The following is a 12,514-nucleotide window of genomic DNA, read 5'->3' as shown; positions in this document are numbered from 1 at the left end:
CCGTGCCCGGATTCGACGAGCTCACCGCCGCCGGCCAGGAACTGACCGAGCCTGCGCTCGTGGTCCTGGACCTCGAGGCCGCCGACCGCGACGAGGCCACCGCGATCCTGGCCCGCCGCCTCGCCGATGCCGGCCGCATCGACGACTACGAGGGCTTCCTCGAAGAGGTCCGCCGCCGCGAGCACCAGCTGGCCACGGGCCTGCCGGGCGGCGTCGGGATGCCCCACGCGAGGACCCGGCACGCCGCCCAGGTGAGCATCGCCGTCGGAATCACCGCCTACGGGCACTCGCTGGACTTCGGCGCCTCCGACGGACCCGCGACCGTCGTGCTGCTCCTGGCCACGCCCGCCGACAGCTTCTCCCTGCACCTGCAGCTGCTCGCAGCGCTCGCCCGGAGCCTGTCCAAGCAGGGCTTCCGCGAATCCCTGCGCCGGGCGTACGATCCCGAGGTCATCGCCGAGCTGATCAACTCCACCGTGGACTTCGGCGCCGTCTGAGGCCCCGGGCGCCGAGGCGCATTCGGAGTTCTACAGGCAATCGAAGTAGGCTGGTACGGTGCTGCGAACCGCCCTGAAACCCCAGTGGATCCTGGCCCTCGTGGGCGCCCTGGCGGTGGCGAGCGTGTTCGTGCTCCTGAGCCAGTGGCAGTTCGACCGCTCGCAAAGCGAGGCCCCGCCGCCCGTGACCACGACCGAGACGCCCGTCGAGCTCACCGCCCACTTCGAGCCCTTCCGCCCCATGCTCGCCGCGGACGCGGACCAGGTGGTCACCGCGAGCGGCCGCTTCCTGCCGCAGGAGCAGGTGCTCGTCGCCCACCGCATCGACGAGGGCCGCGAGGGGTACTGGGTCGTGGCCCCGTTCTCCGTCGACGACGCCCCCGGGGACGCGGCGATCGCCGTCGTCCGCGGCTGGCAGCCCGATCCGACCCCGCCGGGGCCCGCCCCCGAGGGGGAGCTCGAGGTCACCGGACGCCTGCTGCCCACCGAGGCGCCGCTCGACCAGGCCCCGGTCGACGGCGCCTACGCCTCGCTCTCCGTCGCCCAGCTGATCAATCTCTGGGATGTCGACGCCTACAGCGGATTCCTCGCCGCGTTCGACGTCCGGACCGCCGCCGGCGAGGACGCCGGGGCCGTCGCGACCGGGCTCGACGCCATCGAGATCGGCCCGCAGCCGCAGGAGCGCCAGGTCAACTGGCTCAACGTGTTCTACGGGATCGAGTGGGTCGTCTTCGCCGGGTTCGCCGTGTTCCTCTGGTGGCGCCTCGTCGTGGACGACTACCGGCGCGAGCAGGAAGAGCTCGCCGACGAGGACGAGGACGACCTCGCGGCCACCACCGATCTCGACGCCGACGCCCGCCAATCCACCGATTCCCGATCCGAGGACCAGTAGTGACCCAGCCCAGCCCCGCCCCGCGCCCCGCCGGCAAGAAGCGCCGCTTCGCCGGGACTCCCGCGCAGATCCGTTCCGCCGCCGGCTTCTACAAGGTCCTCGCCTACGCCACGGGCGTGATGCTCCTCCTCGTGGTCGTCGAGATGGTCGCCAAGTACGGCTTCGGGGCCGAGATCGTCGCGGGCGGCACCACGGCCGAGGGTGCGTCGAACGTCCTGGGCTTCCTGCCCGAGGACTCCTTCACCGGCGGGGTCAACCTCTCCTCCGTGGTGCTGATCGTCCACGGCTGGATGTACGTCGTGTACCTGATCGCGGACTTCCGCCTGTGGTCGCTCATGCGCTGGCCGTTCATGCGCTTCATCACGATCGCCCTCGGCGGCGTCGTACCGCTGCTGTCCTTCTTCATGGAGAAGCGCGTGCACGGCGAGGTCGAGCGCGAGCTGGCCGAGCACCCGCAGGCCGCCAAGCGCTACTAGGCCCCGTCCCGTCGACTAAGGTAGAGCCCGTGACCAACCCAGCTCCCGCCACCGAACACCGCCCCGTCCTGGTCGTCGACTACGGCGCCCAGTACGCGCAGCTGATCGCCCGCCGCGTCCGCGAGGCCCACGTGTACTCGGAGATCGTCCCCCACACCTTCACGACCGGGCAGATCCTGGCCAAGGACCCTGCCGCGATCATCCTCTCCGGAGGCCCCTCCAGCGTCTACGCCGACGGCGCACCGCGCGTCGGCGCCGAGCTGTTCGAGGCCGGAGTTCCCGTCCTCGGCATCTGCTACGGCTTCCAGGCCATGGCCAACGCCCTCGGCGGCACGGTCGCCAAGACGGGCCTGCGCGAGTACGGCGCCACGGACGCGAGCTCCACGGGGGACTCCCGGTCCCTGCTCTCCGGCCTGCCCGCGAGCCAGAACGTCTGGATGAGCCACGGCGACTCCGTGCAGGAGGCCCCCGAGGGCTTCGACGTCCTCGCCTCCACCGCCGGCGCACCCGTCGCCGCGTTCGCGAACGAGTCCAAGCGGCTCTTCGGCGTCCAGTGGCACCCCGAGGTCAAGCACTCGGTCTACGGCCAGCGCGTCATCGAGAACTTCCTCTTCAACGGGGCGGGCCTCGAGCCGGACTGGACCACGGGCAACATCGTGGAGGAGCAGGTCGAGCGGATCCGCGAGCAGGTCGGCACCGGCCGTGCCATCTGCGGCCTCTCCGGCGGCGTCGACTCCGCCGTCGCCGCGGCCCTCGTCCAGCGCGCCATCGGCGACCAGCTGACATGCGTGTTCGTCAACCACGGCCTGCTCCGCGAGGGCGAGGCCGAGCAGGTCGAGCGCGACTTCGTCGCCGCCACGGGCGCCAAGCTGTACGTCGCCGACGAGCAGGAGCGCTTCCTGAACGCCCTCGCCGGCGTCACCGACCCGGAGGAGAAGCGCAAGATCATCGGCCGCGAGTTCATCCGCGCGTTCGAGGCCTCCGAGGCCGCGATCATGGCCGACGCCGCCGAGAGCGGGGAGCCCGTGCGCTTCCTCGTCCAGGGCACGCTGTACCCGGACGTCGTCGAGTCCGGCGGCGGCGAGGGTGCGGCGAACATCAAGAGCCACCACAACGTCGGCGGCCTGCCCGAGGACCTGCAGTTCGAGCTCGTGGAGCCGCTGCGCACCCTCTTCAAGGACGAGGTCCGCGCGGTGGGCGCCCAGTTGGGACTGCCCGCCGAGATCGTCCAGCGCCAGCCGTTCCCGGGCCCCGGCCTGGGCATCCGCATCATCGGCGAGGTCAACGAGGAGCGCCTGGAGCTGCTGCGGAAGGCGGACGCGATCGCCCGCGACGAGCTGACCGCTGCGGGCCTGGACCAGGAGGTCTGGCAGATGCCCGTCGTGCTCCTCGCGGACGTCCGCTCCGTGGGCGTGCAGGGCGACGGCCGCACCTACGGCCACCCGATCGTGCTGCGCCCCGTGTCCTCCGAGGACGCGATGACGGCCGATTGGTCCCGCCTGCCCTACGATCTGCTGGCCCGGATCTCCAACCGGATCACCAACGAGGTCGACGGCGTGAACCGCGTCGTGCTCGACGTGACGAGCAAGCCGCCGGGCACCATCGAATGGGAGTAGGCCCGGCGTCCTGACGCCGGATCGGCCGGGACGACGGCCGCGGGAGGGGAGGGGCGCAGGCTCCTCCCCTCGCCGTTTCCCGGGACGCCGAGCCGATTGCCCGCCTGGGCGAGTGTTTCGTTCGGCCGCTCGAGGCGGCGAGTCCAGTAGTTTAGAGAGTGCGTCCGGCTAGGGCAGGCCCGCGGCGCAAGAGCTAGGAAGGCGGTATTCCCGTGCGAGGGACTCAGGAGGGTGCGTCGGCGCTGGCCGGTTGGCTGGAGAAGCTGGGGCCGGGAGCCGGGACGGACACGCTGCTGCGGTTCGCCGGTTCGCCGTCGAACAGCATCGACATCACGCACGCGCACCCCTCGGGGCTCGCGCAGTTCCTCGCGGGGCGGCGCACGCGGCTGTCCATGCTGCTGCGGGACCAGGACGTCTTCCTCGCCGGCAAGCGCACCGCGCGCGCCCTGCGCGCCAAGATCCAGGAGCTCTCCGAGGACCGCGGGATCGACGTCGGCTACCTCGCGTCCGGCCTCGTCACGTGGCGCGCGACCGTCGACGGCCGTTCCGAGCAGTTCAGCGCGCCCGTGATGCTCGGCCGGATCGCGCTCACCGCGCGCGACGGCCAGGACGACTACGAGCTCCAGCTCACCGGGCGCGCCCAGGTCAATCCGGCGCTCGTGCGGTACTTCGCCGAGGCCCACGGCCTGCGCATCGACGTCGAGGCCCTCGCCGCCGCGGCCTACATGACCGCCCGCTTCGACCCGCGCCAGGCCATGGACACCCTGCGCGAGCAGCTGTCCCCGATCCCGGGAACGGTCGTCGAGCACCGGCTCCTGGCCTCGACGTTCGCCGACCTCGCCGACCCGGCGGACCCGGACCGGCTGGATCCGTCCCACCCCGTCGTCGCCAGCCTCCTGGCCGCCGACGCCGGGGAAGAGGTCGAGGTCCCCGATCCGGGGATCACCGTGCTCAGCAGCGACGAGCGGGACCCGGCCGACGAGATGCTGGTCCTCGACGCCGACGCGAGCCAGCAGGAAGTGCTCGACCTCGTCGAGGCGGGGGAGTCCCTCGTGGTCTCCAGCCCGCCGGGAACGGGCCAGACCCAGACGGCCGTCAACGCGGCCGCCCTCCTGGCCGGGCAGGGCAAGCGCGTCCTCGTGGTCGCGGAGCGCCGCTCGACGGCCGAGGCGTTCACGGAGCGCCTCGACTCGCTGCAGCTGGGCAGCCTCGCGCTGCGGATGTCGCCCGAGACCGGGCCGGAGCAGCTGCGCCGCCAGCTCACCGCCGCGATCCTGCGCAACGAGCGGGCCACCGAACCGCAGCTGGAGAAGCTGCACAAGAACCTGGTCTCGCACCGCCACGCCCTCCTGGACCACGTCCGCTCCCTGCACACCACGCGCCAGCGCTGGCGCTGCTCGCCGTATCAGGCCATGCAGGAACTCGCCCGGCTGACCGCACTCGACCCGGCGCCGTCGACGACGGTGCGGCTGAAGCGCTCCGTGCTCGACAGCATCACCGACCGCCAGGAGACCTCGGCGCGGCTCAAGCGTGCCGCCGAGGTCGGCAGCTTCAGCGTCGAGACGACGCGCAGCCCGTGGTTCGGCGCGCGGCTGCGCAACCGCAAGGACACCGAGGACGCCCTCGGCCTCGCCCGCAGCCTGAGCGGGGACCTGCCCGGCCTGCGCACCACCATGAAGGAAGTGGCAGGGCACTCGGAGATCACCCTCGGCACCACGTTCATCGAGTGGGGGGAGCAGCTCGAGCTCCTCGTCGCGGTGCGGGGCAGCCTGGACAAGTTCGAGCCGGACATCTTCGACCGCTCCGTCGAGGACCTCATCTCCGCGACCGCGACGTCCGCGTGGCGGCGCGACCGCGGCGTCGAGATGTCCTCGATCACGCGCTCTCGCCTCCGCCGCGTCGCCAAGGAGTACGTGCGCCCCGGCGTGCACATCGCCGACCTGCACGCCTCGCTCCAGGACGTCCAGGTCCAGCGCGGGCTGTGGTCCCGCTACGCCACGAGCCAGCGCCACCCGACCGTGCCGACCGGCCTGCTGGAGCTGAACAAGGCCTACCGCGACGCCGACGAGCGCCTGCACCGCCTGGCCGACGCCCTGGCCCGCGTGGACAAGAAGGACGCCCTGCACCGGCTTCCGATCGACACCCTCGTCGAGCGGCTGCAGGCCCTCGTGGCCGACGCCGAGGCGCTCGAGGTCCTGCCCGAGCGGACGCTGCTCCAGGAGCAGCTGCGCAACCAGGGCCTCGAGGAGCTCCTCGTGGACCTCGCCGAGCGCGAGGTCGGCCCCGACGAGGTCGCCGCCGAGCTGGACCTCGCCTGGTGGCAGTCCGCCCTCGAGGCCATGATCAGCGGCGACGACTACCTGGCGATGGCCGACGGCAAGAAGCTGCGCCGGCTCGAGGCCGAGTACCGGCTGGCCGACAACACGCACATCGCCTCCGGCGCCTCGCGCCTGTGCTGGCTCCTGGCCCAGCGGTGGAAGGCCGCGCTGGCCGACCACCGGGCCGCGTCCCGGGAACTGCGTGCCATGCTCAAGGACGGCGAACCGTCCATCGAGGCGCTGTGCGGCCTCGGCGCCCCGCTCGTGACGTCGCTGCTGCCGCTGTGGATCGGATCGCCGCTGCAGATCCCCGCGGCCGTGCCGGCCGAGACGCGCTTCGACGCGGTGATCCTGCTCGATGCGGACGCGCTCTCCCTCCGCGCGGCGATCGGCTCCATCAGCCGTTCCGGGCAGGTCGTGGCGTTCGGCGACGCGCTGCTCGGCGCGCCGCGGTCCTTCCAGGTCTCGGTGGATCCCACCGCGTCGCTGCGTGGGCCGGCGGAACCGGTCTCGACGTTCACCGCGTTGGCCGGGGTCCTGCCGCTGCGCCGCCTCGACACCGTCTACCGCGGGGTCGACGAGGGCCTGACGGAGGCGCTTGGCGATGCCTACTACGAGGGACGGCTGCGCCGGCTCCCCGCCGCGCGGGGCCTCTCCGGGCAGTCGCCGGCGCTGACCGTGGAGTACGTTGCGGACGGCACGGGCCTGCCCGCGGCCGGCGCCGAGGCCGTCGAGACGACGGTCGCCGAGGTCAACCGGGTCGTGGACCTGGTCTTCGCCCACGCGCGCCGCCGCCCGGACCTCTCCCTCGCCGTCGTGGCCGGGAACCAGCGCCACGCGGCCCGGATCGCCGAGGCGATCCAGGTCCAGCTGCCCAACTACCCGTGGGCCGTCGAGTTCTTCCGCGGCTCCGGCGAGAAGTTCCAGGTCTCCTCCGTCGAGCGCGCCCACGGGCTGGTCCGCGACGCGGTCGTGTTCTCGCTCGGCTACGGGCGCACGCCGCACGGCAAGGCCGTGCACGACTTCGGCCCGTTGTCCGGGACGCGCGGCGACGAGCTGTTCGTCACCGCCGTCACCCGCTCCCGGGCCCTGCTCCACCTGGTCACCTCGCTCAAGCCCGAGGACCTCGACCCGGACCGGATCAAGGGAGGAGCGTCGCGCTTCATCGAGCTCGTCGGGCGTGTGCTCTCCGGGTCTTCCGGCGTCTCCGGCGACGGGGAGGCGCTCGGCGATCCACTCGTGGCGGACCTCAAGGCGCGGCTCGAGGAACGCGGCGCGCGCGTGGCGCCGAGCCACCGTGGCGTCCTCGACCTCGCGGCCCAGGCCCCGGACGCCGACGCCGCGGACACCCCGCCGCTCGCGATCGTCTCCGACGGCACGCAGCAGTACCGGTCCATGACCGTGCGCCAGCGCAGCCGCCTGCGCCCGCAGCAGCTCGAGGCCCTCGGCTGGCGCTACGTGCCGCTGTGGACGATCGACGTCTTCAGCGATCCGGGATCGATCGCCGACGCGCTCGCCGCGTCGCTTGACCTCGGCCCGGTGGCGGCCGACGAGCGGGAGGGAGCGGCCGTGTCCGCAGCCGGCAAGACGTCAGCAGCCGTGGACGGGACGTCCCGTGTGGGCCGCCGCGCCGCCACGGGAGGAACCTCGGTGGCGGGGACGACGGAGCCGACCGCGGCCGGGTCGACTGCGGGTCCGGCAGGGTCCGGAACCCAGCCGATCGGACGACGGGCGGCCGAGAGCGTGTTGCCGCGCCGCGCCGCGGAGGACGATCCCCGCGCGTGGGGGGACTCCTCCGAGGACCGCGACCGCTGGCTGCTGGAGCAGCGACCGCCGCACTGGGGCTGAGCCAGCCCACCGCGACGGCCGAGCCGCAGGCGGGCGCGGGCCCCGGGACCGGGCCGAGACCCTCGGCCCGGACGACGGGAGCCCGGACGACGGCGGCCGGAGGCTACGGCGGGCCCTCCGCGGCCACGAGGACCAGGAAGATCCTCCCGCGCGTTCCGGCGCCGGCGAGCTCAGCTGACTGTTCCCGATCCGCGCCCAGCACCACCATGCCGCCCGTGGAGGCGCCCTGCCCGCCGAGCCAGGCTCCGGCGTCGTTCCCCGTGGGCACCCAGAGCACCGGGACGCGCCGGGCGAGCACCGTGGACTCGACGGGCCGCTCGTAGCCGTTGCCCTCGCTCAGGACCACGTCCACGAGCTGTCCGGGGGAGAGCAGTGCCACCGTCTCGGGGTCGCTCGGGTGCACCGGCACCGCGACCGTTCCCGGACGCGTTCCCGTCAGCAGGCCGGGCCCCACGAGCATCGCCTCCGAGACGGGCGAGCCGGCGGCGAGCGGGACCGCGAGCTGGCTTCCCGCGACCCGCGCGGGATCCGCGATGAGATCCGGCGGCAGCGCGGCCTCGGCCAGCTCGACGAGCTCGACGTCTCCGGCGCCCACGACCGCGCCCGTCGGCAGCTCACGCGCCGCGACGACGACGGGCACCTTCTCGGCGCGCTCCGGGGCCAGCGCCGCGAGGGCGGAGGCGACCGCGAGCGCCGCGAGTGCCGCCGCGAGGGGCCGGCGGTAGACGGAGAGCAGCTCGCGCCATGAGCGACGGTAGGGGACGGGCCCGCGCGGAGCGGAGCGCAGGCCGGCGGGGGCGGGGAGGAACCTCATGCCTCCAGTGAGCCACACCCGAAACGACGGCGGACCGCCCACACCGCATGGTGTGGACGGTCCGCCGGGACATCGGGGGTGTGGAGGGCGTTCGCCTCCGGGGCGGCCCTGTGGTCAGGAGGCCGCGGAGGCCGCCGCGGGCGCCGGGCTCGAGGACGTGGATCCGCCCGAGGGGGAGGCGCCGGTGGACGGGGAGCCGGACGCGGAGGAGGCGGAGTCCGTCGTCGAGGCGGCGGGAGCGGAAGCGCTCGAGCCGCCCCGGGAGTCCGTGCGGTAGAAGCCCGAGCCCTTGAAGACGACGCCGACGCTGTTGAACTTCTTCCGCAGCGAGCCCCGGCACTCGGGGCAGACGGTGAGCGAGTCGTCGCTGAAGGACTGGACGGTCTCGAACTCGTGCGTGCAGTCCTTGCAGGCGTAGGCGTAGGTCGGCATGGGTTCCTCCGGAGGCTTCGACGGTCGGACCGGGCGCGCCGCGGGGGAACCACCGGGGTCCTCCAAGGTTGGCACTCGCCGTATCCGAGTGCCAATTCTACACGAGCGTCCTACGCGAGGGGCCCGTCCGGCGGCAGCGGGGGAGCGAACCACGTGAATCCGTCGGCCGTCACGACACCGTCGACCCGGCGGTCCAGCGCGTCCACCTCGAACGAGCCGGCCGGGAGCAGCTCGTGCCGGTAGACGGACGCCAGGAGCACGGGCCGGGCCGGAAGCGCGTCGAGAGAGGCGATGAAGCGGTCGTAGTAGCCCCCGCCCTGGCCCATCCGGGCACCGCTCGAATCCACGAGCTGGGCGGGAACCAGGACGACGTCGGTGCGGGCCATCGAGCGCACGTCCTCCCGCGTGCCGATCGGCTCGTCGATCGGCGCCACGGCGCTGCGGCCCATCGGCACGCCGGGGTGCCAGCGGACCCAGGAGAGGAGGCGTTCCGGCTCGCAGACGGGCACCACCACGGCGAATCCGCGCGCGTGCAGCTCCGCGTTCAGGGGCCCCGTCGGCGGTTCCGCGCCGTAGGAGAGCACGCTCGCCACGCGGCGGCGTGGAGCCGCCTCCTCGAGCCACGGCAGCAGATGGGCCGCGATGCGCGCGGCCTCGGCGTCCCGCGCGGGTGCGCCCAGGACCCTGCGCCGTGCGCGGTAGAGGGTCCGGGCGTCGTCCTTGGTCAGCATGTCCACGAGCCCATCGTAGGCTCGGGCGCGGTTATGCTGGCCCCATGTCACGCGCAGCCCCCTGGTGGCCGGCCGTCCTCGACGGCGGCGACGTGCTGCTGCGCCCGCTGCGCCGCTCGGACCAGGCCGAATGGACGGCCGTGCGGCGGCGGAACCACGACTGGCTCAAGCCCTGGGAGGCCACGCTCCCGAACCCGGACGGCCGGCTCCCGAGCTTTTCCCAGATGGTCCGCTCGCTCAACGGGCAGGCCCGCCTCGCCCAGGCGCTCCCGTGGGTCGTCTGCGTGCGGGAGCCGACCCGCCGTGAGCCTGCGATCGCCGGCCAGGTCACGGTCTCGGGCATCACCTGGGGCTCGGCCCTGGGCGCGTCGATCGGCTACTGGGTCGATGGCGCGCGGGCCGGCAACGGGCTGGCCCCCGACGCCGTCGCCCTGGCCGCCGACTTCTGCTTCGGCACCCTGGGGCTGCACCGGCTGGAGATCAACATCCGTCCGGAGAACGCCCCGAGCCTGCGCGTGGCCGAGAAGCTCGGCTTCCGCGACGAGGGGGTGCGCGAGCGCTTCCTGCACATCGACGGGGCCTGGGCGGACCACCGGACGTTCGCCCTGACGGCCGGCGAAGAGCCCGCCCGGCACCTCCGTGGATGGCGGGAAAACGCCTGATCAGCGGACACACCGGGGACAATCCCGGGCCGCGGCGCGCACGGGACGTAACGTCGTGCGTGTGGATGTGCGAATCGAGAGCTCCGCGGTCCTCGTGGCCATGGTCGGACTGCTGGTCGCGTTCGTCGTCCCCGGACTGCTTCGATCCGCGCCCCCCGCGGAACGGCGCTCCACACGCCCAGCCCGCCCACGGAGGAAGACCATGGCCACCGCAGCACCCCGTCCCGCAGCTGCCCGGACCGCGCCCCTGCGTCTGCGCTACGACCGCCTCGCGGTCGCCGGCGCCGGAGCCGTCTCGCTCCTCGCCTTCCCCGTGACCGGGATCCTCGCGCTCGCGGGCGTCGTCTCCGGCGTCCTCCCCCTCGCCGCCCTCGCCCTGGCCGTCGCGAGCTTCGTCGCCCTGCGCGCGCTCGCCGTCCGCAGCCGCCGACGCCGTTCGCTGGCCCGCATGGAGGCGGCCTTCGCCGAGGCCATGAGCGCCGTGCCCGCGCCGGCGCCGCGGCGCGAAACCGAGCTCTTCGACGCCCAACCGGCCCGTCCGGCCGAGTCCGTGCCGACGCTCACCGAGCTGCGCGCCGAGGCCCGTCGCGTCGCCGCGGGCACCGCGTCCGCCACGTGGGATCCCGTCGAGGTCCCGCGCCCGGCCTACGTCTCCGCCGCGAAGGCCGAGCGCCCGGCCCCCGCCCCGCTGCCCGTCCCGGAGCAGAAGAAGCCGCAGCACGTCACGAGCATCCTCGCCGACACCCGCGTCAAGGCGGCCGAATCGGCCGAGCAGGCCGCGGGCCGCACGGCCGTCGCCACCGTGGCACCCGCCCGTCCGCAGCAGCCGCGCATCAACCTGGATGCCGTGCTGCAGCGCCGCCGCGCCTGATCCCGGGACCGTGGCGGTTCCGGCGCCCCGATCCTCCGGCTGGCCGGAGGACCGCCAGCTCGCGTTCCTCCAGGAACATGCCGCGGAGCTCATCGACGCCGCGCTCGCCCAGGAGCGTCCGGCCCCCGACGGACTGCCGGCCGCCTGCCCCGCCCCGCCGCTCCAGGTCCAGCTCCAGCACCGGCCCGGGGCCGGCATCAGCGCCCTCTACGAGCTGCCGTGGGAACGCGGCGGGGGCTTCATCGGGCTGACCACCGAGCCCGTCGGCCCCGTTCCCGGCACCGTGTCCGTCGAGGTGCCGGCCGGGGAGGAGTCCGACGCCGGATCGCTCACCGTGCACTTGTGGCGCCATCCGGACGATCCGCGGCTTCCGGGACTCGCGCTCGCCGCCTCGCCCGAGCGCGTGGCCGGGCACTGGGGCGCCGAGGGGCGGTTGGAGAAGATCGAGACCGTCACCTACCGGCCGCTGCGCCGCGCCGTGCTGCGGGCGGAGTTCGTCCTCCCCGGCCCCCTCTCCGTGCGCCGGCGCGTCTACCTCAAGGTCATGCGGCCGCCGCTCGCAGCCGAGCTGCACCACCGGCACACGCTCCTGGCTGCGGCGGGCCTGCCCGTTCCGCGCCCGCTCGGGGACCCGGTGCTGGACGTCGTGGCGCTCGGCGAGGCGCCCGGCGTCCCGCTCTCGCGCTCCCTGCTGTCCGACGGGGCGGCCGGCGTGGATCCGGCGGTACTGACCGCGCTCCTGGACGGCCTCCCGCCGGAGGTGCTCGAGCTGCCCCGGCGTCCCGCGTGGTCGGACCGGCTGCGGCACTACGCCTCCGCGGCCGCCGTCGCGCTGCCCGCGCACGAGGAGCGGATCGGCCGCCTCCGTTCCCGGCTCGGGCGGCTGCTCGATTCCACGGACCGCGGACCGGTGGTGCCTTCCCACGGCGACTTCTACGAGGCGAACCTGCTCATGGACGGCTCCCGCGTCTCCGGCCTGCTCGACGTCGACTCGGTGGGGCCCGGCCACCGCGTCGACGACCTCGCGTGCTTCCTGGGCCACCTCGCCGTCCTCCCGGCCGTCGACGCCCGGTATGTGCACGTGCCCGCCGCCGTGGACCGTTTCGGGGCGGCGTTCGAGGACGGCGTCGACCGGCGCGCGCTGTGGACGCGGGCCGCGGCCGTGGCGGTCTCGCTCGTCGCCGGCGCACGCACGCCGGGGGCGACGGGGTGGGAGCCCTCGGCCAGGGCCCGCCTCGCCGCGGCCGAAGCGCTGCTCGAGCGCCTCTGATCCGGGGCGTTCCCCGGGACTGCCGCCGCGCGCCGGGCGCCGCGGCTCAGATGAGAGCCTTCTCATCCGGTTCTCCTCTTGCTCTCA

At 74.0% G+C, this 12,514-nt stretch carries 11 protein-coding genes; 8 read left to right on the top strand and 3 right to left on the bottom strand.

Annotated features, from left to right (window positions below):
* Nucleotides 1-2: 2 nt before the first annotated feature.
* The 5 genes from AC0QR5_RS07815 to AC0QR5_RS07795 all read left to right on the top strand — a co-directional run bounded on the left by AC0QR5_RS07815 (nt 3) and on the right by AC0QR5_RS07795 (nt 7,647).
* Nucleotides 3-497, top strand: a complete 495-nt coding sequence (locus tag AC0QR5_RS07815) for a PTS sugar transporter subunit IIA (RefSeq protein WP_329860450.1) — start codon at nt 3-5, stop codon at nt 495-497.
* A gap of 58 nt (nt 498-555) precedes the next feature.
* Nucleotides 556-1,389 carry an SURF1 family protein gene (locus AC0QR5_RS07810; protein ID WP_329860449.1) on the top strand — a complete coding sequence of 278 codons (834 nt, stop codon included), beginning with the start codon at nt 556-558 and terminating at the stop codon, nt 1,387-1,389.
* Complete coding sequence (locus AC0QR5_RS07805) at nt 1,389-1,865, top strand: DUF3817 domain-containing protein (protein ID WP_329860448.1); 477 nt, start codon at nt 1,389-1,391, stop codon at nt 1,863-1,865. The genes AC0QR5_RS07810 and AC0QR5_RS07805 overlap by 1 nt, the downstream gene beginning before the upstream one ends.
* 29 nt (nt 1,866-1,894) lie before the next feature.
* Nucleotides 1,895-3,481 carry a glutamine-hydrolyzing GMP synthase gene (gene guaA, locus AC0QR5_RS07800; RefSeq protein ID WP_329860446.1) on the top strand — a complete coding sequence of 529 codons (1,587 nt, stop codon included), beginning with the start codon at nt 1,895-1,897 and terminating at the stop codon, nt 3,479-3,481.
* Between the two features lie 212 nt (nt 3,482-3,693).
* Nucleotides 3,694-7,647 (top strand): DUF4011 domain-containing protein, encoded by a 3,954-nt coding sequence (locus AC0QR5_RS07795; RefSeq protein WP_329860445.1) that lies wholly within the window; start codon nt 3,694-3,696, stop codon nt 7,645-7,647.
* A 103-nt stretch (nt 7,648-7,750) separates the two neighbouring features.
* On the opposite strand, the gene cpaB is transcribed toward AC0QR5_RS07795, so the two are convergent.
* The 3 genes from cpaB to AC0QR5_RS07780 all read right to left on the bottom strand — a co-directional run bounded on the left by cpaB (nt 7,751) and on the right by AC0QR5_RS07780 (nt 9,624).
* The gene (cpaB, locus tag AC0QR5_RS07790) at nt 7,751-8,461 is read right to left on the bottom strand and encodes a Flp pilus assembly protein CpaB (protein ID WP_329860443.1); all 711 of its coding nucleotides are present in this window, start codon (nt 8,459-8,461) and stop codon (nt 7,751-7,753) included.
* Between the two features lie 114 nt (nt 8,462-8,575).
* Nucleotides 8,576-8,893 carry an FmdB family zinc ribbon protein gene (locus AC0QR5_RS07785; RefSeq protein WP_329860442.1) on the bottom strand — a complete coding sequence of 106 codons (318 nt, stop codon included), beginning with the start codon at nt 8,891-8,893 and terminating at the stop codon, nt 8,576-8,578.
* 110 nt (nt 8,894-9,003) lie between these two features.
* Nucleotides 9,004-9,624 (bottom strand): 5-formyltetrahydrofolate cyclo-ligase, encoded by a 621-nt coding sequence (locus AC0QR5_RS07780; RefSeq protein ID WP_329860684.1) that lies wholly within the window; start codon nt 9,622-9,624, stop codon nt 9,004-9,006.
* A 44-nt stretch (nt 9,625-9,668) separates the two neighbouring features.
* Here AC0QR5_RS07780 and AC0QR5_RS07775 point away from each other — a divergent pair, with 44 nt between their 5' ends.
* The 3 genes from AC0QR5_RS07775 (at nt 9,669) to AC0QR5_RS07765 (ending at nt 12,427) form a co-directional block, all read left to right on the top strand.
* Nucleotides 9,669-10,286 (top strand): GNAT family N-acetyltransferase, encoded by a 618-nt coding sequence (locus tag AC0QR5_RS07775; RefSeq protein ID WP_329860440.1) that lies wholly within the window; start codon nt 9,669-9,671, stop codon nt 10,284-10,286.
* A 202-nt stretch (nt 10,287-10,488) separates the two neighbouring features.
* On the top strand, nt 10,489-11,157 hold the full coding sequence (locus AC0QR5_RS07770) for a hypothetical protein (RefSeq protein ID WP_329860439.1): 669 nt from the start codon (nt 10,489-10,491) through the stop codon (nt 11,155-11,157).
* Between the two features lie 10 nt (nt 11,158-11,167).
* Nucleotides 11,168-12,427 carry a phosphotransferase gene (locus AC0QR5_RS07765; protein WP_329860437.1) on the top strand — a complete coding sequence of 420 codons (1,260 nt, stop codon included), beginning with the start codon at nt 11,168-11,170 and terminating at the stop codon, nt 12,425-12,427.
* The last annotated feature ends 87 nt before the right edge of the window (nt 12,428-12,514 follow it).

It is taken from the genome of Arthrobacter sp. J156, from assembly GCF_056172865.1.
This window is presented reverse-complemented; position numbering and strand designations above follow the sequence as displayed.